General features: G+C 64.3%; 19 protein-coding genes and 1 pseudogene. 11 read left to right on the top strand and 9 right to left on the bottom strand.

Annotated features, from left to right (window positions below; all coding sequences use genetic code 11):
* Positions 1 to 13: 13 nt before the first annotated feature.
* On the bottom strand, positions 14 to 601 hold the full coding sequence (locus LB533_RS10885) for a DedA family protein (protein ID WP_140638853.1): 588 nt from the start codon (positions 599 to 601) through the stop codon (positions 14 to 16).
* On the bottom strand, positions 598 to 1,158 hold the full coding sequence (locus LB533_RS10880; RefSeq protein WP_140548156.1) for a DUF1003 domain-containing protein: 561 nt from the start codon (positions 1,156 to 1,158) through the stop codon (positions 598 to 600). The genes LB533_RS10885 and LB533_RS10880 overlap by 4 nt, the downstream gene beginning before the upstream one ends.
* A gap of 89 nt (positions 1,159 to 1,247) precedes the next feature.
* Here LB533_RS10880 and LB533_RS10875 point away from each other — a divergent pair, with 89 nt between their 5' ends.
* The 3 genes from LB533_RS10875 (at position 1,248) to LB533_RS10865 (ending at position 4,164) form a co-directional block, all read left to right on the top strand.
* Complete coding sequence (locus LB533_RS10875; RefSeq protein WP_140638852.1) at positions 1,248 to 1,964, top strand: DNA-3-methyladenine glycosylase I; 717 nt, start codon at positions 1,248 to 1,250, stop codon at positions 1,962 to 1,964.
* Between the two features lie 62 nt (positions 1,965 to 2,026).
* On the top strand, positions 2,027 to 3,703 hold the full coding sequence (locus LB533_RS10870; RefSeq protein ID WP_140638851.1) for an NAD+ synthase: 1,677 nt from the start codon (positions 2,027 to 2,029) through the stop codon (positions 3,701 to 3,703).
* 47 nt (positions 3,704 to 3,750) lie between these two features.
* Positions 3,751 to 4,164, top strand: coding sequence for a GNAT family N-acetyltransferase (locus tag LB533_RS10865; RefSeq protein ID WP_140638850.1), 414 nt, complete (start codon positions 3,751 to 3,753; stop codon positions 4,162 to 4,164).
* Positions 4,165 to 4,191: 27 nt separating this feature from the next.
* On the opposite strand, the gene LB533_RS10860 is transcribed toward LB533_RS10865, so the two are convergent.
* On the bottom strand, positions 4,192 to 4,644 hold the full coding sequence (locus LB533_RS10860; protein ID WP_181169335.1) for a hypothetical protein: 453 nt from the start codon (positions 4,642 to 4,644) through the stop codon (positions 4,192 to 4,194).
* On the opposite strand from LB533_RS10860, the gene LB533_RS10855 reads away from it, so the two are divergent.
* Together LB533_RS10855 and gltX are read left to right on the top strand one after the other, a co-directional pair.
* Complete coding sequence (locus LB533_RS10855) at positions 4,541 to 6,346, top strand: ABC transporter ATP-binding protein (RefSeq protein WP_140638849.1); 1,806 nt, start codon at positions 4,541 to 4,543, stop codon at positions 6,344 to 6,346. The two genes, LB533_RS10860 and LB533_RS10855, sit on opposite strands and share 104 nt — an antisense overlap.
* A 199-nt stretch (positions 6,347 to 6,545) precedes the next feature.
* Entirely contained in the window at positions 6,546 to 7,919 is a 1,374-nt protein-coding gene (gene gltX / locus LB533_RS10850) for a glutamate--tRNA ligase (RefSeq protein WP_140638848.1), read from the top strand.
* Here the strand turns inward: gltX and LB533_RS10845 are convergent.
* The 3 genes from LB533_RS10845 to LB533_RS10835 all read right to left on the bottom strand — a co-directional run bounded on the left by LB533_RS10845 (position 7,837) and on the right by LB533_RS10835 (position 12,378).
* On the bottom strand, positions 7,837 to 9,033 hold the full coding sequence (locus tag LB533_RS10845) for a DUF2865 domain-containing protein (protein WP_140638847.1): 1,197 nt from the start codon (positions 9,031 to 9,033) through the stop codon (positions 7,837 to 7,839). The genes gltX and LB533_RS10845 overlap by 83 nt on opposite strands.
* Positions 9,034 to 9,112: 79 nt before the next feature.
* The gene (locus LB533_RS10840) at positions 9,113 to 11,437 is read right to left on the bottom strand and encodes an NADP-dependent malic enzyme (protein ID WP_140638846.1); all 2,325 of its coding nucleotides are present in this window, start codon (positions 11,435 to 11,437) and stop codon (positions 9,113 to 9,115) included.
* A gap of 161 nt (positions 11,438 to 11,598) precedes the next feature.
* Positions 11,599 to 12,378, bottom strand: coding sequence for an SDR family oxidoreductase (locus LB533_RS10835; RefSeq protein WP_140638845.1), 780 nt, complete (start codon positions 12,376 to 12,378; stop codon positions 11,599 to 11,601).
* A 151-nt stretch (positions 12,379 to 12,529) separates the two neighbouring features.
* On the opposite strand from LB533_RS10835, the gene LB533_RS10830 reads away from it, so the two are divergent.
* Both LB533_RS10830 and LB533_RS10825 read left to right on the top strand, forming a co-directional pair.
* Positions 12,530 to 13,312, top strand: coding sequence for a UDP-2,3-diacylglucosamine diphosphatase (locus tag LB533_RS10830; protein ID WP_181169328.1), 783 nt, complete (start codon positions 12,530 to 12,532; stop codon positions 13,310 to 13,312).
* Positions 13,313 to 13,441: 129 nt separating this feature from the next.
* Positions 13,442 to 14,656: an MFS transporter gene (locus LB533_RS10825; RefSeq protein WP_140638843.1), complete on the top strand. Its 1,215-nt coding sequence runs from the start codon at positions 13,442 to 13,444 to the stop codon at positions 14,654 to 14,656.
* On the opposite strand, the gene dgcA is transcribed toward LB533_RS10825, so the two are convergent.
* On the bottom strand, positions 14,627 to 15,610 hold the full coding sequence (dgcA, locus tag LB533_RS10820; protein WP_140638842.1) for an N-acetyl-D-Glu racemase DgcA: 984 nt from the start codon (positions 15,608 to 15,610) through the stop codon (positions 14,627 to 14,629). The genes LB533_RS10825 and dgcA overlap by 30 nt on opposite strands.
* Before the next feature lie 77 nt (positions 15,611 to 15,687).
* Here dgcA and LB533_RS10815 point away from each other — a divergent pair, with 77 nt between their 5' ends.
* From LB533_RS10815 to LB533_RS10800, 4 genes are all read left to right on the top strand, one after another.
* A complete protein-coding gene (locus LB533_RS10815) occupies positions 15,688 to 16,875 on the top strand; it encodes an ABC transporter permease (protein ID WP_140638841.1) in 1,188 nt (395 codons plus the stop codon).
* A gap of 1 nt (position 16,876) precedes the next feature.
* On the top strand, positions 16,877 to 17,695 hold the full coding sequence (locus LB533_RS10810; RefSeq protein WP_140638840.1) for an ABC transporter ATP-binding protein: 819 nt from the start codon (positions 16,877 to 16,879) through the stop codon (positions 17,693 to 17,695).
* A 14-nt stretch (positions 17,696 to 17,709) separates the two neighbouring features.
* The gene (locus LB533_RS10805) at positions 17,710 to 19,083 is read left to right on the top strand and encodes an MCE family protein (RefSeq protein WP_140564477.1); all 1,374 of its coding nucleotides are present in this window, start codon (positions 17,710 to 17,712) and stop codon (positions 19,081 to 19,083) included.
* 94 nt (positions 19,084 to 19,177) lie between these two features.
* On the top strand, positions 19,178 to 19,777 hold the full coding sequence (locus LB533_RS10800; protein ID WP_224518948.1) for an ABC-type transport auxiliary lipoprotein family protein: 600 nt from the start codon (positions 19,178 to 19,180) through the stop codon (positions 19,775 to 19,777).
* A gap of 31 nt (positions 19,778 to 19,808) precedes the next feature.
* On the opposite strand, the gene LB533_RS10795 is transcribed toward LB533_RS10800, so the two are convergent.
* Positions 19,809 to 20,423 carry a 3'-5' exonuclease gene (locus tag LB533_RS10795; RefSeq protein WP_140638839.1) on the bottom strand — a complete coding sequence of 205 codons (615 nt, stop codon included), beginning with the start codon at positions 20,421 to 20,423 and terminating at the stop codon, positions 19,809 to 19,811.
* 96 nt (positions 20,424 to 20,519) lie between these two features.
* Positions 20,520 to 24,059: pseudogene (locus LB533_RS10790) on the bottom strand (kinesin); the annotation flags it as partial.

Here is a 24,059-nt window from a genome sequence, read left to right as displayed (position 1 = left end):
CGCCGGCCGGCGGTCAGTTTTCCCTGGCGCGTTCCTTTCGGGCGAAATGGCGGGCGATGAGCCAGGCGAGTACGGCCACGGCCAGGCCGATAGCTAGGCCCACCAATATCCGCTCATGGCGAAGCAGCGCCTGGCCGATGAAATGCTCGGCGCCCAACCCGAAGACATAGCCGATGGTGCTGAACAACACCGCCCAGACCGCCGAGGAAATGGCGTTCAAGACGATGAAGCGGGGTGCTGCGATGTTCGACAGGCCGGCCGCGATACCACCGACCAGGCGCATGCCATAGACGTAGCGGTTCGACAGCACGAAGATGTTGGGATGGGTGTTGAGCAGACGATAGGCGCGGCGGAAGCCGGGCCGCTTGCGCAACCCGACGACATAGCGATGGTCCGCGAAACTTCTCCCCAGGATAAAGAAGCAGGTGTCGCCGGCGAAGGCCCCAAGCGCTGCCACGACGATAGTCTGCCAGAGGACGAAGATATGCTGATGGGCGAAGAAGCCGCCGAGTATGGCGGCACTCTCGCCCTCGGCGACACAGCCCAGAAAAACGGCGATCAGCCCGTATTGTTCGATGAAATGATGGATCGCGTCGCTCATGACGGCGATTGCTGCGACAGCCTGTCGTCGATCCGCTTGACCAGCTCGGCCAACCGCACGATTTCGTCGCGCATGCCTATAATCTGGCCGTGGCGCATTTCGTCCAGCTTTTCGTGCAGCGCCATGATCTCGATCTCGGCCTTCAGATTGACCTCGTAGTCGTGGGCAGCATCGATGCGGTCGCGCTCGGTCTGGCGGTTCTGCGCCATCATGATCACCGGCGCCTGCAGCGCCGCGACCATGGACAGGACGAGATTGAGGAAGATGAAGGGGTAGGGATCGAAGGCGTCGCGCGTCAGAAGCCAGGCATTACCTGATGTCCAGACGATCAGGAAGGCAATGAAACCGAGGATGAAGGTCCAGGAACCGCCGATGCGGGCGATGGTATCGGCAAGGCGGTCGCCAAAGGTCTGATGGAAGGCGACGGCCTTGTTGGTGTCCCTCGAGATTGTGGTGCGCTCAAGCGTCGACTGCAGCACCCGATTCTCCAGGGCGCTGAGACCGTCCGGCTTTCGTCTCAGCCAGCGGTTCGCTAGATCGTCGATCGTCTTGTTCATGGCCGTCTCCAAGGGCTTGGCTGGCGATAGAGGTAGAGGCTGCCGGCCCGCGCGGGAAGTGCTAGATTTGATGGGAACCGGAGGGACTTATGGCCGACTTCAAGAAAATTCGCGCTCGCGCCGCAAAGCGCAAGGGCGGCGAGGAGGAGCTGGTCTCGCTGCTCGGGCCGATTCCCGACAACGCCGCCGTGGCCGATATCGGGGATGACCGTATTCTGTCGGCGATGGCCGAGCGCGTCTTCGCCGCCGGTTTCGTCTGGCGCGTCATCGAGCAGAAATGGCCCGGATTCGAAGAGGCGTTCCTGCGCTTCGAGCCCAAGCGGTTGCTGTTCCAGCCTGACGATTTCTGGCACGAACTGGCGTCCGACCAGCGCATCGTGCGCAATCCGCAGAAGATCAAATCCGTTCGCGACAACGCTGCCTTCGTCGAGCGCGTGTCGAAAGAGCATGGCGGCTTCGGCACATTCCTCGCCGAGTGGCCCGCCGACGACCAGGTCGGGCTGATGGCCTATCTCGGCAAGCATGGCAGCCGGCTCGGCGGCAATACCGGCCAGTATTTCATGCGCTGGCTGGGTTGGGACGCCTTCGTCATTTCGGCCGACATGGCGGCCGCCCTTCGCGACGCCGGGCTCGATATCGCCGAAAGCCCGACGTCGAAGAAGGATCTCGACAAGATCCAGGCCCAGGTCAACCGATGGGTTGCGGATACCGGTCTGCCGCGCCGGCACATTTCGCGCATTCTGGCGATGTCAATCGGCGAGAACCATTCGCCTCAAGCGCTGCGCGACTATATGGGCGACGACTGATACCGAAATTGGCCCAAGCAAACGCCATTGCGGGGCGAATTTTGCCGCGCTAAGTCAGCAGCATGACCAAGAAGCCCGACATACTGCGCATCGCCGTTGCCCAGCTCAATCCGACAGTCGGCGACGTCGCCGGCAATCTCGCCAAGGCCCGCGAGGCGAGGGCGGATGCCGCGCGTCAAGGCGCCGACCTCGTGCTCTACACCGAGCTTTTCCTCGCCGGCTATCCGCCGGAGGATCTGGTGCTGAAGCCGGCCTTCCTGAAGGCCTGCGAGCGGGCGGCGCAGGAGATCGCCGCCGACACCGCCGATGGCGGTCCCGGCATCATTATCGGCACGCCGCTGAAGCGCAAGACGGGCACCCACAATTCGATCGTCTTCGCCGATGGCGGCAAGATCATCGCCGAGCGCTATAAGCTCGATCTGCCGAACTATGGCGAGTTCGACGAGAAGCGCGTCTTCCAGGCCGGACCGGAGATCCAGGGGCCCGTCAATTTCCGCGGCGTGCGTCTGGGAATCCCGATCTGCGAGGACATCTGGGGCGAGGTCGGCGTCTGCGAGACGCTGGCCGAGAGCGGCGCGGAAATCCTGCTTGTGCCGAACGGCTCGCCCTATTACCGCGCCAAGATCGATGTGCGCCACCAGGTCGTCATCCGCCAGGTTATCGAATGCGGGCTGCCGATGATCTATGCAAACCAGCTCGGCGGCCAGGACGAGCTGATCTTCGACGGCGCGTCGTTTGCCATAGGTGCCGACAAGCGGCTCGCCTTCCAGATGAGCCAGTTCGAGGAGGCGGTCGACATCACCACCTGGAGGAGACAGGGCGAAGACTGGGTCTGTTCGGAAGGACCGATGTCGAAGATCCCCGAACGGGAGGAGGCCGATTACCGCGCCTGCATGCTGGGCTTGCGCGACTACGTCAACAAGAACGGGTTCAAGAACGTCGTGCTCGGCCTGTCGGGCGGCATCGATTCGGCCATCTGCGCGGCCCTTGCCGTCGACGCGCTGGGCGAGGAGCGGCTGCGCGCGGTGATGATGCCTTACCGCTATACGTCGAACGATTCGCTCAAGGACGCTGAAGACTGTGCCCGCGCACTCGGCTGCCGTTATGACATAGTGCCGATCTTCGAGCCGGTCGAAGGTTTCCTTCATGCGCTGACGCAGCTTTTCGAGGGCACCAAGGAAGGCATTACCGAGGAGAATTTGCAGAGCCGCGCCCGCGGCACCATCCTGATGGCGATTTCCAACAAATTCGGCTCGATGGTGGTTACGACAGGCAACAAGAGCGAGATGTCGGTCGGCTATGCCACGCTCTACGGCGACATGAACGGCGGCTTCAATCCGATCAAGGACCTGTACAAGATGCAGGTCTACGCGCTGTCGCGCTGGCGCAACAGCCATGTGCCGCCGGGCGCGCTCGGACCGTCGGGCGAGGTGATCCCGAAGAACATCATCGACAAGGCGCCTTCGGCGGAACTGCGGGAGAACCAGACCGATCAGGATTCGCTGCCGCCCTATCCGGTGCTGGACGACATCCTCGAATGCCTGGTCGAGAACGAGATGGGCGTCGACGACATCGTCGCGCGCGGCCATGACCGGGCGACGGTGACGCGCATCGAGCACCTGCTCTACGTCGCCGAATACAAGCGCCGGCAGGCGGCCCCCGGTGTGAAGATCACCAGGAAGAATTTCGGCCGCGACCGCCGCTATCCCATCACCAACCGGTTCCGGGATCGCGGCTAGACACGGTTCCGCCGAAAGGTCTTGTCATGCCGCAGGCGAGGGTAGCGATGCCTGAGTGTGAAATCAGCTTCGACCTGTCACGGATCGACTTCAGGGCGACATCCGACCTGTTGATGGCAAGCTATTGGGGCGGCGGGCGCAGCGACGAAACGCACCGCCGCGCCTTTGCCAATTCGCTCTGCGCCGCGGCTTATATCGACGGCAGCCAGGTGGGATTCGGCAGGGCAATCACCGACCGCACGGTGTTTGCCTATCTGGCCGATATCATCGTCTGGCCGCAGCATCGCGGGCAGGGCATCGGCTCGCGGCTGGTGCAGGCGCTGATCGATCACCCCGAGCTCGGTAGCGTTTCGCACTGGAGCCTGTCGACCAACGACGCGCATGGGGTTTATGAAAGACTGGGATTCAAGCCGTCGACCGACGGCCGGTACATGCGCCTCGATCGTAAGCCAATCCCCTGACCAAGCGCCATTGCCGTTGTTGCAAATTTATCCCAGTGCTTGGACCAGATGGCGTTTTTGGTGACCGCCAGCCTTGGCGATGCGATGAGGCATCTCTATAAGGGCCTCTCCGCGATTCCCTTTAGGGAGGACCGAATGCCAGGATTTGACATCGTTATGCGAGGCCGCGAAGCCTAGGTCCCGACCGGCGCGCCGCAGGGTTTTCACCCTCGGAACGAAGCCGGATCGAGAACAGGCCTTTGCCGATGCCGGTCGCCGCCTTCGGGCAAGCGGCCATTCATAACCGAACCTCCGCATTCCCGGGCATTGAGCCCCTTGCGCGGTTTTTTCATTTTCGACCTTACCGGGATCGGGCTTTTTGCGCCCGAATGACATCATGGCTCGTTTTCGAATCGATTTGCGCGCGAGCGCCTTTCGCAGCGTTCTTGGCTTTACTTTCACCCATTGGCGGCGCCAGCCCTGGCGGCTTTCGCTGATCATGGCTGGTTTCCTGCTGTCGACGCTGGCCGATGTGCTGACGCCGCTCTATTCCGGCCGGCTGGTCGATGCCGTCGCCAGCAGCGCCGGCGCCGACGAGATCGCCTGGAATGCCGCGATAACCGCGTTTTCCATGCTGATGGCGTTGGCGCTGGCAGGTGTTGTCCTGCGCAATTTGGCCTTCATGGGTATCGTCGAACTGACGCTGAAGATGATGGCCGACATCGCCGCCGACGCCTTTCATCGTGTCCAGCGCTTTTCCACCGACTGGCATGCCAACAGCTTCGCCGGTTCGACCGTGCGCAAGGTGACCCGCGGCATGTGGGCGTTGGACCTGCTCAACGACACGATCCTGATTGCGCTGCTGCCGTCCGTCGTCATGCTGGTCGGCTCGACGCTGCTGCTGGGCTGGTTCTGGCCGCTGATGGGAGCGGTTGTCGCCGCCGGCTCGGTGCTGTTCATCGCCGTCACGGCGATGCTGTCGCTGGGCTATGTCGCGCCGGCGGCCAGGCTCGCCAACACCTGGGACACACGCCTTGGCGGCTCGCTGGCCGACGCGGTGAGCTGCAACGCCGTGGTCAAAGGGTTTGGCGCCGAGGAGCGCGAGGAGAACCGGCTTGCCAAGGTCGTCGCCAAATGGCGTGCCCGCACGCGGCGCACCTGGGTTCGCGGCACCATCAACGGAACCACGCAAGGGGCGCTGCTGCTGGTGATGAGAGCGGCGGTCATCGGGCTGGCGCTGATGCTGTGGTCGTGGGGACAGGCAACCGCCGGCGACGTCGCCTTCGTGCTGACTTCTTTCTTCGTCCTGCAAGGCTATCTCAGGGATATCGGAACGCATATCCGCAACCTGCAGCGCTCGATCAACGACATGGAAGAACTGGTCGATTTCCAGTCCGAACCGCTTGGCATCGAGGACCGGCCCGGCGCCGGGCCGATCCGTATCACGCAAGGGGGCATCGCCTTCGACGACGTTACCTTCCATTACGGCAGTCACCGTTCGCCGCTCTATCGCGATTTCTCGGTCGATATCGCGCCGGGCGAGCGGGTCGGGCTGGTCGGCCATTCCGGGTCGGGCAAGACGACTTTCGTCAAGCTGATCCAGAGGCTCTATGACGTAAACGCCGGCCGGATCCTGATCGACGGCCAGGACATTTCCGAGGTGGCGCAGGCGTCGCTGCGTGCGCAGATCGCCATCGTGCAGCAGGAGCCGATCCTGTTCCACCGCTCGCTGGCCGAAAACATCGCCTATGCCCGGCCCGGCGCCACGCAGGCCGAGATCGAGCACGCCGCGAAGCTGGCGAGCGCGCACGACTTCATCGTCAACCTGCCGAAGGGCTACGGCACGCTCGTCGGCGAGCGCGGCGTGAAACTGTCGGGCGGTGAGCGCCAGCGCGTGGCGATCGCACGTGCGTTCCTCGCCGATGCGCGCATCCTGATCCTGGACGAAGCGACGTCGAGCCTCGATTCGGAATCGGAGGTGCTGATCCAGCAGGCGATGGAGCGGCTGATGGTCGGCCGCACCACGCTGGTCATCGCGCACCGGCTTTCGACGGTGCGGGCGCTCGACAGGCTGTTGGTCTTCGATCGCGGCAAGATCGCCGAGGAAGGCTCGCATGACGCGCTGATCCGGCTGCCGGGCGGCATCTACCGCCGCCTGTTCGAGCGTCAGGCGCTCGAATTGACCAAGGGACTTGTCACCTGATCGGGGATGGCCTCCGGCTCTGGCCCGGAGGCCATCCCGTCAGGCGCCGGCGGCCTGACGGGCGGGCGGTGCGGGACATGCGATCGCTGGCGGAGCCGCGTCCGCCAAGTCTTTTCATTGCTTGCGCCATGTTCTATGTCTGCGGCACGGCACGGGGACGCGTCTTGTCAATTACAAAAGCATCCGGTACGCCCCGCTCATGACAGTTACCGTTCGTTTCGCTCCTTCACCGACAGGCCGCATCCATATCGGCAATGCGCGCACCGCCCTGTTCAACTGGCTGTTCGCCATGAACCATAAGGGGCGCTTCATCCAGCGCTTCGACGACACCGATGTCGCGCGCTCGAAGCAGGAATTTTCCGACGCCATCCTTTACGACCTGCATTGGCTTGGCATCTTTCCCGACACCACCGAATACCAGTCGCGTCGCTTCGATATCTATGACGCGGCGGTCGAGCGGCTGAAGGCGGCGGGCGTTCTCTATGCCTGCTATGAAACACCGGAGGAGCTCGACCTCAGGCGCAAGGTGCGCCGCACGCGCGGCCTGCCGCCGGTCTATGGCCGCGAGGCGCTGACGCTGACGTCGGAACAGATCGCCGAATATCAGGCCGATGGCCGCCGGCCGCACTGGCGTTTCCTGCTGCCCAATTTCACCGGCGATCCGCAGCAGCCGGAGCGCACCGAAATCCATTGGAACGACCTGGTGCGCGGGCAGGAAACCGTCGATCTCGCCTCGCTGTCGGACCCGGTGCTGGTGCGCGAGGACGGCACCTATCTCTATACGCTGCCATCCGTCGTCGACGATATCGAGATGGGCGTCAGCCATATCATCCGCGGCGACGACCACGTCACCAACACCGGCGTGCAGATCGCGCTGTTCCGGGCGCTGGGTGTCGAGCCGCCGGAATTCGGCCACCACAATCTGCTGACCACGGTGTCGGGCGAGGGGCTGTCGAAGCGCACTGGCGCACTCTCCATCGAAAGCCTGCGCGAGGACGGCATCGAGCCGATGGCGGTCGCTTCGCTGGCCGTGCTGGTCGGCACGTCGGAAAATGTCGCCGCCGCGCATGACCTGGCCGAACTCGCCAGCCGTTTCGACCCGGCTGCGACCTCGAAGTCGGCGGCAAAATTCGATCCGGACGAGCTTTTCGTGCTCAACCGGACGCTGCTGCATCAAATGCCCTTCTCCGAAGCGCAGAATCGGCTGGTGGTGCTCGGCATATCGGGCGAGCAGGCGGAACCGTTCTGGCTGGCTGTGCGCGGCAATCTCGACAGGCTGGCCGATGCTGTCGGCTGGTGGCGCATCCTGCGCGAAGGGCCGCAGGAGAAGCCGGAATTTTCCGACGCCGATCGAGATTTTCTTCACCAGGCCATCGATCTGCTGCCCGAGGAGCCTTGGAGCGGGACCGTCTGGAAGGACTGGACGGCCAGGATCAGGGAAGCGACCGGCCGCAAGGGCAAGGCGCTGTTCATGCCGCTGAGGCTTGCCCTTACCGGACTGACTTCGGGACCGGAGCTTGCAGATCTATTGCCGCTGATGGGTCGGGAAGGAACGTTGGCCCGACGACCCTGACCTTCCGCTGTTCCGGCGGCAACACCGAGACCGGCGATGTGACCGGTTTGACCGCAAGCCGCTTGATGGCGTCGCGGTCCAGCCCGCCCGCGGCGTTTGCCAGCGTCTCGGGATCGGCACCTGGATCGGGTTTGGAGGCAGGCACCGGAATGAACGGGGCGCCCTCCGTTTGCGGCTGCGACTGTTGCTGGCTTGGCGGATTGCCGCCGATGATCTGGAAGTTCTGCGCGGCGTTGCAGCCGCAGGCCGGCGGCCGCGACAGGTTGGGCTGCTTGTAAAGATAGGCCGTCGGCAGCTCGCTGTAGGGCCGGCCGGTGACCGACGATGTCATGTCGGCCGAATCGTCGCCCATGCCGCGCGAATAGAAGACCTGGATCTCGGTGCCGGGACAGCTCGATTCGCAGTTCTTCTGGTCGCGCTCGAAATCGCCGACCGAGGCGGCATTCGACATCGGGAAGAAGTAGCCGTCGCAGGTGCGCACGCAGGTGGTACGGAACTCGCCGCCGACGCCTGGAAAGTCCGGTATGCCGGACCGGCCCGGCACGCGGCGGACATTGCGCTCCTCACCGGGATCGTCAGCATGGTCGAGCGTGTCGAGCCGGTGTGTGTCGCCGCCGAACAGCTGATCGAACAGATTGCCGTTGCCTTGTTCCCGTTTCGCTTCGCGCAGGGGTTCGCGGCGCGGCGCCCCCGCGTCCCCGCGGCAGCCATTGGCGTCGAGCGCGGCCAGGATGCGTGCGCGATCGCGGCGCGATCCGCCGCCGGCGAGGCGGGCGCGCTTGGCCTGCAAGCTATCGAGATTGGCGTTCATGCGATCGATGGTGGCGTTGAACCCGGCGCATTGGCTGACATTGCGGCTGAACAGAGAGAAGCCGCAGCCGGCGCTGCTGGACTGGCCGCGCGCCTTTGAAATCTGCTCGCGTTGTCGGTCGATCGCGGCGTCATATTTCCGGATCAGGGCCGGACCGCCGCTGCCGCGCGAGGTCGCGGCAAGATCGGCCTCGAGCTGGCGGCAGACACGCGAGGCAGCCTGCGGCTCGGAGACGGCGGCGCCCGAAAGCAGCAGGCCAAGCAGCACGGCAAGATGCGCCTGCTTCCACCCTTCGCCCATCATCCGCCCGAAACCCTGCTTGGTTGTTCCGCCGCACGCTACGTGCTCGTGGTTAAACCGCAGTTTACCCCCGAATCGGCGTTCAGCCCAGATCGACGACTGCCTGCGCCTTGTGGGCGGCCTCGACCACCGCCAGCGCTGTCATGTTGACGACGCCGCGCGAGGTCACCGAGGGCGTCAGGATATGCGCCGGCTTGTCGGTGCCGAGCAGGATCGGGCCGACATGCAGGGCATCCATCATGGTCCTGAGCGCGGTCAGCGTGATGTTGGCGGAATCGAGGTTGGGGAATACTAGGAGATTGGCTTCGCCCTTCAGGCGCGAATGCGGATAAACACGCTGGCGCAGATGTTCCGACAGCGCGGAATCGGCATGCATCTCGCCATCGCATTGCAGCTCTGGCGCGATGCGCGCCAGGATCGCCGCCGCCTGCCGCATCTTGAGCGCACTCGGCGAATCGCGCGAGCCGAAATCCGAATGCGACAGCAGTGCCGCCTTGGGCTCGATGCCGAAGCGCTGGATCTCCTCGGCCGCCAGCACGGTCATTTCGGCGATCTCGTCGGCCGTGGGGTCGACGGAAACATGAGTGTCGGTCAGGAAGATGATGCCGCGTTGCGAGATCAGCATGGACAGCGTCGACAGATCCCGGTCCTTGATGCCGGTTCGTGGTCCGATGATCAGCGTGACGTTGCGCAGGTGCCGCTCGAAACGCCCTTCGAGGCCGCAGACCATGGCGTCGGCGTCGCCGCGCTTCAATGCGAGGGCCGCGATCACGGTGTTGTCGGTGCGCACCATGGTGCGCGCAGCCTCCGTCGTCACGCCGCGCCGGCCGGCCAGCTCGATCAGGAGGTCGACGTAATGGCGGTAGCGCGGATCGTCCTCCGGGTTGATCAGGCCGAAGTCGACGCCTGGCTTGATGCGCAGTCCGTAGCGCTTCAAGCGCACCTCGATGACGTGCGGACGGCCGATCAGGATCGGCTCGGCGATGCCTTCCTCCAAAACCACCTGCGCGGCGCGCAGCACGCGCTCGTCCTCGCCGTCGGCGTAGATGACGCGCTTGGCGCTCGACGCCTTGGCCGAGGAGAACACCGGCTTCATCACCAGGCCGGAGCGGAAGACGAAGCGGTTGAGCTTGTCGATATAGGCGGAGAAGTCGCTGATCGGCCTTGTCGCGACACCGGTGTCGCAGGCCGCCTTGGCGACGGCCGGGGCGATGCGCAGGATGAGGCGCGGATCGAAGGGCGAGGGGATCAGGAATTCGGGTCCGAACACCGGCGTCTCGCCGGAATAGGCGCGCGCGGCGACATCCGAAGGTTCTTCGCGGGCGAGGGCGGCGATGGCCCGCACCGCGGCCATCTTCATCTCCTCATTGATGGCGCTGGCGCCACAGTCCAGCGCGCCGCGGAAGATGTAAGGAAAACACAGTACGTTATTGACCTGATTGGGAAAATCCGACCGGCCCGTGCAGATCATCGCGTCGGGGCGCGCCGCCCGCGCCACTTCCGGCATGATTTCCGGATTGGGATTGGCCAGCGCCAGGATCAACGGCTTCGGCGCCATGTGCTGGAGCAATTCCGGCTTCAGCACGCCGGCGGCCGAAAGTCCGAGGAACACGTCTGCGCCCGATATGACGTCGGCCAGCGTGCGTGCCTCCGTGTCCTTCACATAAGGATCTTTCCAGCGGTCCATCTCATCCGTGCGCCCCCTATAAGCGACGCCGAAACGGTCGGTGACCCAGATGTTCTCGACTTTGGCGCCGAGCGAGACCAGCAGATTGAGGCAGGCCAATGCCGCCGCGCCGGCGCCTGAAGTGACGATCTTGATGTCGGCAATGGTTTTGCCGGCGAATTCCAGGCCGTTGAGCACGGCGGCGGCGACGATAATGGCGGTGCCGTGCTGGTCGTCATGGAAAACCGGTATGCTCATCCGGGCCTTCAGTCGCTCTTCGACCTCGAAGCATTCCGGCGCCTTGATGTCCTCGAGGTTGATGCCGCCGAAGGTCGGTTCCAGCGCCGCCACCGTTTCGACCATGCGATCGATCTCGGGCGCGTCGATCTCGATGTCGAAGACGTCGATGCCGGCGAATTTCTTGAACAGGACCGCTTTGCCTTCCATGACCGGCTTGGAAGCCAGAGGGCCGATATCGCCCAGGCCGAGCACGGCCGAGCCGTTGGAAACGACGCCGACCAGATTGGCGCGCGCCGTGTAGTCGGCCGCGGTCGCCGGATCGTCGCGGATTTCGAGGCAAGGGGCCGCCACGCCCGGCGAATAGGCGAGCGCCAGGTCGCGCTGGTTGCCGAGCGGCTTGGTGGCCTGGATTTCGAGCTTGCCCGGCGTCGGGTGCTTGTGGAAGTAGAGCGCGGCTTCGTCGAGGTCCGAACGTGCCGTTTTCTTGCTCTCGCCGTTCATTCCGGGCCTCCCTGCGATCCTGCGTGCCGCCTTCTTAGCATGCGTCCAAGGTTTTTCGCGACGCCAAATGACGCAATCGCCATTCACATCGACGAAGCAGGGATAAGCGATCTATTTCAACGGCTTGAGCGGAATTTCGTCGGCGCCGGCGCTACCGGGTCTCAGAAGGCGCTGACATAGAGGCCGCCGTCCACCGGTATGTTCTGGCCGGTCAGGTAGCCGGCATGGACCGAGCACAGGAAGGCACAGATCTGGCCGAATTCCTCCGGCGTGCCGAGCCGCTTGGCCGGCACATCGGCACTGATGCGCGCCTTGCGGGCGGCTGCCGCGGCCGAGTCTTCAACGCTGCCGGCCTCGTGCGGACCGCGCAGCCGGTCGGTATCCAGCTTGCCGGGCATCAGGCTGTTGATGGTCACGTTGCGGTCGACCACCGTGCGCGCCACGCCGGCAAGAAAGGAGGTCAGGCCGGCGCGCGCGCCGGACGACAGATCAAGGCCGGGAATGGGGACATAGACCGAGAGCGAAGTGATGTTGACGATGCGGCCGAAACCGCGCGCGGCCATGCCGTCGATCACGGCCTGCACCAACTCGATCGGTGTCACCATGTTCTGGGTGACGCCTTCGAGGATTTTGGCGCGATCGAGTTCGCGGAAATCGCGGAACGGCGGGCCGCCATTGTTGTTGACGAGGATGTCGGGTTCGGGACAGGCGGCGAGAAGCGCTTTCTGCACCTCGGGCTTCGAAACGTCGCCGACGACTTCCGTGACAGTTACCCCGTAACGCTCACGCAGCTCCGCAGCGGTTTTGGCCACCAGTTCGGCGTTGCGCCCGTTGACGACGACGTCGCAACCAGCCTCGGCCAGCGCCATGGCGCAGCCTTTTCCGAGCCCCTTGCTCGAAGCGCAGACGATGGCCTTCTTTCCGCGGATACCGAGATCCATGACGATTTCTCCTGTGATTCGCCCGGCAGGCTAGCTCTTGGGCTGGACCAACCGCAACCGTCATACGATTGTTGCATGAATCGGGGCATAGGCTGGCGAAAGCAACGGTGAATTCGCGATGTCCGGCCAAGAGCCCCGCACGTTCCGCAGCATGTTCATCTCCGACGTCCATCTCGGATCGAAGGCGGCAAAGGCCGATTTCCTGATCGATTTCCTTAGACATCACGATGCCGACATCATTTATCTCGTCGGCGATATCGTCGATGGGTGGCGCCTGAGGCGCAACTGGCATTGGCCGCAGAGCCACAATGACGTCGTGCAGAAATTGCTGCGCAAGGCGCGCAAGGGCGCCACCATCACCTACATCGCCGGCAATCACGACGAATTCGCCCGCCAGTTCCAGGGCGTGCATTTCGGCGGCATCGTCGTCGCCGACCGCGCCATTCACGAAACCGCCGACGGCAGGCGGCTGCTCGTCATCCATGGCGACCAGTTCGACACGGTCGTGCACAATCAGCGCTGGCTCGCCTATCTCGGCGACCATGCCTACGACGCCGCCATGCAGGTCAACCGGGTGATCACCCGGCTGCGCCAGTTGCTCGGCCTGCCTTACTGGTCGTTTTCGTCCTGGGCCAAGGTCAAGGTCAAGAAGGCGGTGAACTTCATAGGCTCGTTCCAGACGGTACTCAGCGAAGAGGCGCGTCGCTCGCATGTCGACGGCGTCATCTGCGGCCATATCCATCATGCCGCGATCGAAAGCTATGGCGACGTCCAGTACATCAACACCGGCGACTGGGTGGAAAGCTGCACGGCGGTGGTCGAGCATTTCGACGGCCGGATGGAAATCCTGACCTGGGCGCATGTCTTGCCCGAGGCGCCGGACGAACCCTTCATCCCGATGCTGATCGAGGACCGGGTGGTGCAGGCCGCCTGACTGCCGGTGCCAGGCACAGATTCCGGTGTTAATCGATCAGGCCAATCGGTTTCGTCCGGTTTTTCCTCATGTTAAGGGTCAATCCACACTGCTCGCCGTTCGTGGACGGCAGCGATATTGGATCGATTCATGCCGCTGCCGCCGCTTCCACCCGAACAGCTCGTCAAACCACGCCATTTCGAACTGCGCATGAGCCTGATTTTCGCGACATTGTTCGTGTCGCAGGGCACGCATCTGCCCTACTTCCCGCTGTGGCTGCAGGCGAAAGGTTTTCACGCCGAGCAGATCGCCGTCATCCTGGCGGCTCCGATGTTCCTGCGCGTCGTGACGACGCCGCTGCTCACCGCGCTCGCGGACCGGGCGAGGGACCGCGCCGACGTCTATATCGCGCTCGTCGCGGCATCGATGATCATTTCCGCCGGCTATTTTCTGCCGGCCTCCTACGCCGTCGTGCTTGCGGTATCTCTGGCGCTGACGATCGTATGGACGCCGCATTCGCCGATGGCCGATTCGCTCGCGCTTTCGGGCGTGCGCCGCTTCGGTTCCAACTACACCAGCATGCGCAAGTGGGGTTCGATCTCCTATCTCTGCGCCAACGTGGCCGGTGGTTTCATCCTGACCGCGGCTGGGGCGCAGGCCGTTCCGGCGATCATTTTCGCGGCACTGGGTGCCGCGCTCGCTGCCGCGCTGCTGGCACCGCGCCTTGGCCGGCCCCGCCTTGCCTCGCCGCTTTCGGCCGCGGAGATCCAGCACTCGGCACCAAGTCTCTTCAATGCCTATTTCGTCTATTTCACCCTCGGCGTCGGCATCCTCACCGCCAGCCACGCCTTCCTTTATGGCTTCGTGTCGATCTACTGGAAGTCGATCGGCATCGGCGACACCGTCGTCGGGCTTCTGTGGGCCTGGGGCGTGGTGGCCGAAGTCTGCATGTTCGTGTTTTTCAACCGCATATTCGCCTCCGTGTCGGTCGTCAGGGTGATGGTGATTGCCGGCGTCGGCGCGGTCGTGCGCTGGATCGCCTTTCCGCTGATCTGGCCGCTTGGCCTCGGCGTCGCCGGGTTTTTCGGCGTCCAGACCCTGCATTCGGTGTCGGTGGCCATGGTGCTGATCGGCCTGCAGAAGATGATCGGCGAAACGGTCTCGGAAGAGCGCACCGGTGCCGCGCAAGGCATTGCCTATTTCTTCAACGGCTTCTTCATGGCCGCCGTGACGCTCGCCTCCGGCCCGCTCTACGACCGTTTCGGAGTCGACGGCTTCCTGGCCATGATCCCGATCGCGATCATCGGCCTGGTGCTGATCGGGCTCGCGGCGCGCTCAGCCCCAAAGCGCCGGATCGGGCGGTGAAACCAGCGATCCCTCATAGGCGAGGCCGGGCACACGATCCCGCGCAAGCAGCAGCGGTCCGTCGAGGTCGACGAAGTCGGCGTCCTGGGCGAGCAGCACCGCCGGCGCCATCGCCAGCGACGTGCCGACCATGCAGCCGACCATGACACCGAAGCCCAGTTCACGGGCGCGGTCGCGCAGCACGAGCGCCGCCGTCAGCCCGCCCGACTTGTCGAGCTTGATGTTGACGGCATCGTAGAGACCGGCGAGCGCGGCCAGATCCCCCGCCTCATGCACGCTCTCGTCCGCGCAGATCGGCACCGGATGGGCGATGTGGCGCAGGATGCCGTCATGGCCCGCCGGCAGCGGCTGTTCGATAAGCGCGATGCCTTGCTCGGCGGCAAAGGCGAGGTTCGCGGCGATGGTGTCGTCGTTCCAGCCCTCGTTGGCGTCGAGGATGATGCGGCTGTCGGGCGCGGCCTGCCGGACGGCGCGGATGCGGGCAATGTCGTTGTCGCCGCCGATCTTGACCTTGAGCAGCGGCCGCGCCGCATTGGCACGGGCCTGCGCCGCCATCGCCTCGGGTTCGCCCAGCGACAGCGTGTAGGCCGTCTCGAGCTGATGCAAAGGAGCCGGCCAGACTACGTCCGCCACCGCCTTGCCGCCGATCTTGGCTTCCAGGTCCCACAAAGCGCAATCGATGGCGTTGCGCGCCGCGCCCGCCGGCATGGCGCCGAGCAGGGCGGTCCGATCGATGCCGGCGGAGATTTGCCCGCGCATGGCCTCTATCGCGGCGCGAACCCCATCCATGGTTTCGCCATAGCGTTTGTACGGCACGCATTCGCCACGGCCCGTGTAATCGCCTTCGCTGATCGTACAGGTGATCACTTCGGCTTCGGTCTTCGAACCACGCGAGATGGTGAAGGTGCCGGCGATCGGAAAACGCTCGGCCTCGACCGAAATGACACGCGCCATAATTTTCTGCTCCGGCTGTGCGAGAAGGGTCGTCGGCAAATCGACAAGGCCGGACCCGTCAGGCTAAACAGGACGCCATGTTGACCATCGGCAAGCGCGACGCAAGCGGCAAGACCGCCTCGGAGGCTGACCACGAACCGCGCGTGGCGGTCGGTGAGGAAGCAGGCGTTCTCGGGTGCGCCTTTTCAGGAATCTGGACGACGCGCACCGTGGCCGTGATCGACGCAGAGATGCGCAAAATCGAGAAACGAAGCGGTTTCAAGACCTTGGCGCTCGATCTTTCGCATATCGAGAAGATCGACACCGCCGGTGCCTGGCTGATCGACCGCCTGGTCAGCGCTTTCGAGAAGAAGGGTGTCGAGGTCAGGCTGCAGGGCCAGAGCGACGTTGCCTCGATCCTGCTCGGCGCGGTCGGCGACGCGGTGCGGCGCGAGCCCGAATCGGGACCGGTCGGGCCGCCCAACATCGTCATTCGCGCGCTGGAGGCGGTCGGGCGCCGCGTCTACGAAATGCGCGACGATTTTCTCGCCTCGATGAACATACTGGGCGCCACGATCCGTGGCGCGCAGATGAAGCTCGGCCGCGGCCATGCCGTCAATCCGGCGGCGATCTTCAACCAGATCGACCGCATGGGCGTCGGAGCCATTCCGGTGGTGGTGCTGATGTCGGCGATCGTCGGCGCCATCGTTGCCCAGCAGGGCGCCTACCAGCTCAGCTATTTCGGCGCCGACATTTTCGTCGTCGACCTCGTCGGCGTGCTGATCCTGCGCGAACTCGGCGTGCTGATGACGGCAATCATGATCGCCGGCCGCTCGGGCAGCGCCATCACTGCCGAAATCGGCTCGATGAAGATGCGCGAGGAAGTGGATGCGCTGAAGGTCATCGGGCTCAACCCCATCGGCGTGCTGGTCTTTCCGCGCCTGGTTGCGCTGGTGATCGCCCTGCCTTGCTTGACCATCATCGCTAATTTTGCCGCACTCGGCGGCGGTATCCTCGCGGCTTGGCTCTATTCCGACATCGCACCCGCCGCCTTCATCGACCGGCTGCGCGTCGCCATCGACCTCAGCACCATTTTCGCCGGCCTGATCAAGGCGCCGTTCATGGCCATGATCATCGGCACCATCGCCTCGGTCGAGGGCATGAAGGTCGGCGGCAGCGCCGAATCGCTCGGCCAGCACGTGACCGCCTCGGTGGTGAAATCGATCTTCGTCGTCATCATCCTCGACGGGCTTTTCGCCATGTTCTATGCAGCGATCGAGTTCTGAAATGGCGGTGGGAAACGGCATCGAGACCAGGGCGAAGGAGGGCGCGGATGACAGCGAGGTCGTGCTTTCGGCGCATGACATCACCGTTTCCTTCGGCGACAACCTGATCCTCGACAAACTGTCGCTCGATATCTGGCGCGGCGAGATCCTCGGTTTCGTCGGCGCTTCGGGCGCCGGCAAATCAGTTCTGCTACGCACCATCCTTGGTTTGACGCGCAAGCAGTCCGGCACGATCAAGCTGTTCGGCGTCGATATCGAAAAGGCCGACGATGCGGAACGGCTGCGCATCGACATGCGTCTTGGGGTGCTGTTCCAGCACGGCGCGCTGTTCTCGGCGCTGACGGTGCTGGAAAACGTGCAGGTGCCGATGCGCGAATATCTCGACCTGCCGCGCAAGCTGATGGACGAACTGGCGATGCTCAAGGTCGAACTGGTCGGGCTGCCGCCGGACGCGGCGCAGAAATTCCCGTCCGAGCTGTCGGGCGGCATGATCAAGCGCGCGGCACTGGCTCGCGCGCTGGCGCTCGATCCCGACATCGTCTTCCTCGACGAGCCGACGTCGGGTCTCGATCCGATCAGCGCGGCGGAATTCGACGAGCTGGTGGTCAAGCTGCGCGATACGATGGACCTGACCGTCTACATGGTGACCCACGATCTAGACACGCTTTTTACCGCTTGCGACCGCGTGGCCGTGCTCGGCAAGAAGAAAGTGCTGGTCGAAGGCACCATCGACGACATGCTGAAGAGTGAAGAACCGTGGGTAAAATCGTATTTCCGCGGAAAACGAGCCCGGCAACTTGATCTTGCCGCGCGCGCATAGCCATAAGTGAAGCAATGGAAACCAGAGCCAACTACGTTATTGTCGGCATCTTCACGCTGGTGGCGATCCTGGCGGCGTTCGGCTTCGTCTATTGGACGGCGGCGATCGGCGACAAAGGCGAGACCACATTGTTGCGCGTGCGCATCCCTGGCTCGGCTTCCGGACTTGGCCGCGGCAGCTTCGTGCTGTTCAACGGCGTCAAGGTCGGCGACGTCAGGCGCGTCTATATCGATGTCGACAATCCGACGGTCGCCATCGCCGATACCGAGATCGACCGCATGACGCCGATCACCAAATCGACGCAGGCCGATATCGGCCTGGCGGGCCTGACCGGACAGGCCAATATCGAACTCAAGGGCGCCGACCCCAAGGAAGTGAAACTTCTCGACCAGGCCGAGAAGGAAGGCAAGGTCGCCGAGATCGTGGCCAACCCTTCGGCGGTGACCAATCTTTTGCAGACGGCGCAGAACATCTTCACGCGCGCCGACACGGTACTGACGCAGCTGGAGGGGTTCACCAAGGATGTGCGCGGGCCGCTGACGCAGACCGTGCAGAATGTGCAGACGTTCTCCGACGCGCTGGCCAGGAATTCCGACGGCGTCGACAAGTTCCTGTCCGCGGTCAGCGCGCTGTCCGATGAGCTGAAGGGCGTCTCGGGCAAGCTCGACGGCACGCTGAAGGCGGCCGAAGGGCTGCTCAATGCCGTCGACAAGGACAAGATCAAGAGCATCGTCGCCAATGTCGATACGGTGACCGGCAACCTCAAGGAAACGTCCAAACAGCTCGATGGGGTGATCAGGAACGTCGATACGGCCGTGGGATCGGTCAATGATTTCGCCAAGCAGACGCAAGGTACGCTGGCCAAGGTCGACGGCGTGCTCGACGGCATCGATCCGGCGCAAGTGCGCACGGCGCTGGCCAACATCCAGAAGGCAAGCGAAAGCGCCGACAAGGCCGCCTCGGACATTGCCGAGGTGACCGGCAAATTCGCGAACAGGGCGGACGACATAGACGAGACGATCAAGGATGCGAGGCAGCTCGCGCAGCGGCTCAACGACGCCTCGGTGCGCGTCGACGGCATCCTGGCCAAAGTCGATAAGCTGCTCGGCTCGGGCCAGGCGGACGGCGTGATGGCCGACGCCAGGGACACGCTGAGGTCGTTCAAGCAGGTTGCCGATACGCTGAATTCGCGGCTTGGCGTCATCACCGACAATATAGCCCGGTTTTCCGGCCAAGGCCTTTCGAATGTCGAGGCGCTGGTTCAGGACAGCCGCCGTTCGATCAGCCGCATCGAGGAGGCGGTTACCGACCTCAGCCGCAATCCGCAGCGCATCCTGTCGGGCGGCGAGGGCGAGGTTCGGCAGTATGATGGCAGGGCGCGGCGTTGACTTCGGTCTCGGCTCGCCCCAGAAACAGTGTCTGCATCCGCGGGTTGTTTTTACAATCCAGGGATAGTGAGGCCGGGGACAGCAGGGATCGCGCGTGAAGTCGACGATTGTGTTCAGATCGGGCGTGGCCTTGCTTGCCTTGACCCTTGCCGGTTGTGCCGCGCTGCCGGGCGGCGGGCCTGCGCCGCTTGACACGTTCGAACTGTCGGCGCCGTCGGTCGAGGCGCATGGCCACAGCCGCCGCCAGATCCTGATCGCCCAGCCGTCCGCGCTCAAGGCGCTGGACAGCCAGAACATCGTCATAAAACCGTCCCCACGCTCGATCCAGTACCTCAAGGGCGCGCAATGGGCGGACCGGCTGCCGCTGATCGTGCAGGCACGGCTGGCGGAGACGTTCCAGCGCTCTGGCAGCTTCGCCGGCGTGGGCAAGCCGGGCGAGGGGCTGGCGATCGACTACCAGGTCATCGTCGAGATCCGTTCGTTCGAAGTCCGTGTCGACGGCGGCGATCATGCCGAAGTCGACCTGTTCGTGCGCATCCTCAACGACCGCAATGGCGAGGTGCGTGCGTCCAAGAGCTTTACGGCGACCGCGCCCGTCTCGGGCAGCGGCAACCAAGGCTATGTCGGTGCGCTCGATGCTGCCTTCGGCGACGCGGCCAAACAGATCGTGCGCTGGACCGATTCGGCGATCTGAGCGGCGATCCCGGGCGGCGCCAGCCACCAGGCTACAAGCGGTCGAAGGCGTCCGGCCGCAGCTTTCCGGCCTTCATCAGGTACTGCAGGGTGTAGGCTACGGACAGCGCGTCATCGAGCGCATCGTGTCCCTGCAATGGCGGGTGTTGAACGTCATAATAGTCGGCAAGCTTGTTGCTCGGCGTCCTTGCCAGGTCCTCGATCGGCATCCCGGCCGAGATCAGCAGCTTTACGGCATTGTCAAAACGGACCGCCGGGATGAGAGCAGGAATGCCTGCGATATAGCAGCTGATGCCCATCATGTTCAGTTCGTCCTTGCCCCAGGACCAGAATCGCGCCCCACCCGAGAAACGATCGAGATCAACAAGGGCTTCTCCTAACGCGATCCCCTCGATCTCCAGCTTTTCTTCTGTGATGCCAGTCAGTTCGGTGAAGAAAGGGTCGAGCGCGTATCTCCTGCCAAACCGGTCGATCGGTCTGACATAGGCCTTGTGCGTGCCCAGGACAGGAAAGTCGTCTTCGAGCCCAAGCCTGACCGCGCCGATCTGCGCGATGACCGGATCCGGATCGTGGGCCGCGCACCAGAATCGACGTTGCGAGCCCTCAAGACAAAGAAACTCGCAGTCGAATATGATCGCCGTCTTCACAGGTCAGGATCCAGTTCCGGATGCGACGTCCACCCTTCCAAGCCAAAAGGCGGGAGACAAGTCCCCCGCCTTTTTTCATTGACTGTCTGCCGCTGGCTAGTGCAGGCGGCCGCTGGCGTGGGCCAGCATGGTGTAGACCTTGCCTGTATCCGATGTCAGGTAGGTCTGCGCCATGATGTTGTCGCGGTCGTTGCGCGACACGTCCTTCAGCAGCTTCTCGAAATCATCGCAATAGCGGTCGACGGCGGCGCGGAACTCTGCCTCCGTCTGGTACTTGCGACGGATCTCGTCGAACGTCTGCTGGCCCTTCAGCGTATAGAGCCGCCGCGTGAACACGTCACGCTCGCCGCGCCGGTACCGGTTCCACAATTCGATCGACGCATCGTGATCGATGGCCCGTGCGATGTCGACGGACAGCGAGTTCAGCGATTCCACGACGTGAAGCGGCGAGCGCTGGGCAGGGGCGGCGCGCGGTGCGTCGGCGGGTGTTGCCGGCTTGGCTTCGTCCTCGCGTGACGCCCCGCTCAGGAGATCGCGCACCCAGCCGCCCTGTTGCGTGCGGGCGCCGGCGTCGGAACGCGGGCGCGGCGCCGTGTCGGCTGGACGCTCCAGGTCAAGTGTGCCGCGTAGCGCCGTGCCGCCCGACGGCGCCTGCGGCGCGCGAAGTTCCGGCTGTGGCGCGGGAGCGCGGCGCGGCGGCTCTGCCGCGCGCGGCGCGGCCGGGACTTGCGGCGCCGGGCGCAAATTGCGCGATTCCGAGGGCTCTCCACCACTGCGGCCGGACTTCGCAACGATGTCCGAAAGCTCCTTCAGGGCGTTGATCTGCTCGGAAACCGCGCGGCGGATGGCCGAGGTCGATTCCTTGGCCTCTTCCGGCATCTCGATGACGCCTTTCTTGAGCTCGGCGCGGGTGAGGTCGAGCTCGCTCTTGATCGAACTCGCGGTGCGCCGCATCTCCTCGGTGGCGTCGGCGAAGCGCTTGGTGGCCGAATCGACGACGTCGGTGATGGCGTTGCGGATCTTGTCGGCCGATTCCAGCGTCTTGCCTTCGGCGTTCTGCAGCGTCTGACCGACCAGATTCTCGAACGAACGCATGACCTTTTCCAGGTCTTCGGACTTCTTGACCAGGCCGACGGCGAGATCCTCGAGCGAAGACTGCCTTTCGAGCGTGTGTTCGAGGTTGCTCTGGGCCGAGCTCAGGAGGTCCGAAGCACCGGCGAGCAGGCGGCTGTGTTCATCGAACTTGGTGGCGATCGACGCGACTTCGCGCAAGGTCGACGACGACAGTTCCGTCAGCCTTGTCGTGTTCGAATCGACCAGCCTTGCCGAGCTGGCGAAGGTCTGCGCCGCTTTCTCGGTGGTTGCCGCGAAGCTTTGCGTGCTGCCGGTCAGGCGTTCGTCGACCTGGCCGAGATTGAGCGCGGCCTGTTCGATCAGCTGACCGAGCTGCGCGCTCGACGTGGTCATGCGGCCGATCAGGTCGGCGACACTGTCGGACAGCGACGAGCGGGCACCTTCGACCGCGGACAGGGTCTCGGCGGTGCGGCTGGCGAGCGCGTTGACGAGGGCTGCGTTTTCGCTGCGCAGCTTCTCGGCGGCACGTTCGGTGACCTCTTCCATGCTCTTTTGCAGTTCCGAGCCGCCTTGGGCGAAACGCTCGACCAGCGGCCGCGCGGTCTCGTCGAGGATCTTCGACATCTCCGCCGACCGTGCCGCAAGCATAGTGTTGAGCTCGCGGGTGTTGGCGCCGATCGTCTTGGCGGCGTCGTTGGTGCTCTGGCCGATATGCTGGCCGACCGCGGTGAAGGTCTCCGCGATGACATTGGCGCGCGACACGAGTTGCGCCTCGGCGCTTGACACCTGCTCGTTAAGCTTCTGGCCCATCGTCTCGGCGGTATGGGCGAGTCGGTTCTCGACGCTGGCGATCTGCTCTTCGACGCGGGCAGCAGCCGTTGCGGCGGTGGATGCGAGCCGCTCGTCGGCGCCGGCGAGCGCCTGCTCGATTTCACGGGCATGCGCGGCCAGTTCCTGGCCGGTCTGGCGCGCACGGTCGGCGACCCTCTGCTCTGTGCTGGTGAAGGCACCAACGATGCTCTGCGCATGTTCGCCGATGGTCGAGGTGCTGGTGGCGATGCGCGACACCAGACGTTGATCGGCATCGTCGAAGATGCGGGCGATTTCGGAGGCGCGGCCTGACAGCGCTTCCGAACCTTCGGCGATGCGCGAGACCAAGTGCTGGTCGGCGGCATCGAAGATGCGGCCGAGATCCGCTGCACGCGCGGCAAGAGCTTCGGCCGATTCGCCGATGCGCATGCCGAGCCGCTGATCGGCGCCTTCGAAATTGCGCAGGATATCGCCGGCGCGCGCGGCCAGCGACTGTGCCGTTTCGACGGCCCGGGCAACCAGCTTCTGGTCGGCCGCGTCGAAGGTGCCGGCAATCTCGCTCACCCGAGCCGCCAACTGGTCGGCGGTTTCCTTGGCGCGGGCGGCCAGCTTCTGGTCGGCCGCGTCGAACGTGCCGGCGATTTCGCTTGCCCGGGCGGCAAGTTGATCGGCGGTTTCATGGGCTCGCGCCAGCAAGGAACTGGACGCATCGTCCGCGCGGGCAAGCAAGGCGCTCGACGTGTCTTCCGCACGGGCGTGGAGACGGCGATCCGCCTCCTCGAAGGTGCGGGCGATGTCTTCGGCCCGAGCCAGCAGGGCGGCCGAGGTCTGCTCGGCGCGCTCGGCAATCTTGCGATCCGCATCGGAGAAGGCTTGGCCCGCCTGCTCATGCAGGACGCTGGTGACTTCCAGGACCTTTTCGCGCAAGGCGCCGGCCACGAAGACGGCGCTCTTCTCGAGCACGTTGCGCACATTGTCGACGCCTGTCGACAGCGCACGCTCCATGGTGCCCGCACGCTCCTCGATGATGCCGGTCTGGCGACTGAACGCCTGCTCGATCTTGTCCACGTCGGCGGCGATCGCAGCGGAGATGTCGGTGCTCCTCGCCGCGATCTGGTCGATGTGACCCGACAGCGAACGATCGATATCCTTGCGGGTCTCGGCGAGCCTGCCGAGATCGTCTTCCAGCGCGCGGCTGAGCACGTCGCGGCCTTCGGCCAGCTTGCCGACATGTCCGGCGATGATGCCGTCGAGATCGCCACGGCTCTCCGACAGCTTCTGCAAATCGGCCTCCAGCGCGCGCTTGAGGATGTCGCGGCCTTCGGCCAGCTTCTCGACCTGGCCGGCGACAAGGCCGTCGATGCTCGAGCGGCTTTCGGCCAGCTTGGCGAGATCGTCCTCGAGCGCCTTCGACAGCACCGAACGCTCCTGGACAAGCCGCTCGGAGTGGCTGTTGACCAATCCGTTGACGTTTTCGAGATCGTCTTCGAGTGCCTTCGACAGCGCCGAACGGTCCTGGACAAGCCTTTCGGAGTGGCTGTTGACAAGAGTGTTGACGTTTTCGAGATCGGCTTCGAGCGCCCGGGCGAATTGTCCCCGATCTTCGACCAGTTTCTGGGACTGGTCGGCGACGGTGCTCTTGATCGTATTGAGATCGGCTTCCAGCGCACGGCGCAGGATGTCGCGGCCTTCGGCCAGCTTCTCGACCTGGCCGGCGACAAGGCCGTCGATGCTCGAGCGGCTTTCGGCCAG

Source organism: Mesorhizobium sp. BR1-1-13 (genome assembly GCF_020165515.1).
In the GTDB taxonomy this organism is placed as follows: domain Bacteria; phylum Pseudomonadota; class Alphaproteobacteria; order Rhizobiales; family Rhizobiaceae; genus Mesorhizobium.
Note: the sequence above shows the minus strand (reverse complement) of the source record. Positions and strands in the feature narration are given on the sequence as shown.

Excerpts from the sequence above, each read along its gene's own strand:
- LB533_RS10885 (WP_140638853.1), bottom strand. The coding sequence starts at position 601 with ATGAGCGACGCGATCCATCATTTCATCGAACAATACGGGCTGATCGCC.
- LB533_RS10880 (WP_140548156.1), bottom strand. The coding sequence starts at position 1,158 with ATGAACAAGACGATCGACGATCTAGCGAACCGCTGGCTGAGACGAAAG.
- LB533_RS10875 (WP_140638852.1), top strand. The coding sequence starts at position 1,248 with ATGGCCGACTTCAAGAAAATTCGCGCTCGCGCCGCAAAGCGCAAGGGC.
- LB533_RS10870 (WP_140638851.1), top strand. The coding sequence starts at position 2,027 with ATGACCAAGAAGCCCGACATACTGCGCATCGCCGTTGCCCAGCTCAAT.
- LB533_RS10865 (WP_140638850.1), top strand. The coding sequence starts at position 3,751 with ATGCCTGAGTGTGAAATCAGCTTCGACCTGTCACGGATCGACTTCAGG.
- LB533_RS10855 (WP_140638849.1), top strand. The coding sequence starts at position 4,541 with ATGGCTCGTTTTCGAATCGATTTGCGCGCGAGCGCCTTTCGCAGCGTT.
- LB533_RS10860 (WP_181169335.1), bottom strand. The coding sequence starts at position 4,644 with ATGATCAGCGAAAGCCGCCAGGGCTGGCGCCGCCAATGGGTGAAAGTA.
- gltX (WP_140638848.1), top strand. The coding sequence starts at position 6,546 with ATGACAGTTACCGTTCGTTTCGCTCCTTCACCGACAGGCCGCATCCAT.
- LB533_RS10845 (WP_140638847.1), bottom strand. The coding sequence starts at position 9,033 with ATGATGGGCGAAGGGTGGAAGCAGGCGCATCTTGCCGTGCTGCTTGGC.
- LB533_RS10840 (WP_140638846.1), bottom strand. The coding sequence starts at position 11,437 with ATGAACGGCGAGAGCAAGAAAACGGCACGTTCGGACCTCGACGAAGCC.
- LB533_RS10835 (WP_140638845.1), bottom strand. The coding sequence starts at position 12,378 with ATGGATCTCGGTATCCGCGGAAAGAAGGCCATCGTCTGCGCTTCGAGC.
- LB533_RS10830 (WP_181169328.1), top strand. The coding sequence starts at position 12,530 with ATGTTCATCTCCGACGTCCATCTCGGATCGAAGGCGGCAAAGGCCGAT.
- LB533_RS10825 (WP_140638843.1), top strand. The coding sequence starts at position 13,442 with ATGCCGCTGCCGCCGCTTCCACCCGAACAGCTCGTCAAACCACGCCAT.
- dgcA (WP_140638842.1), bottom strand. The coding sequence starts at position 15,610 with ATGGCGCGTGTCATTTCGGTCGAGGCCGAGCGTTTTCCGATCGCCGGC.
- LB533_RS10815 (WP_140638841.1), top strand. The coding sequence starts at position 15,688 with ATGTTGACCATCGGCAAGCGCGACGCAAGCGGCAAGACCGCCTCGGAG.
- LB533_RS10810 (WP_140638840.1), top strand. The coding sequence starts at position 16,877 with ATGGCGGTGGGAAACGGCATCGAGACCAGGGCGAAGGAGGGCGCGGAT.
- LB533_RS10805 (WP_140564477.1), top strand. The coding sequence starts at position 17,710 with ATGGAAACCAGAGCCAACTACGTTATTGTCGGCATCTTCACGCTGGTG.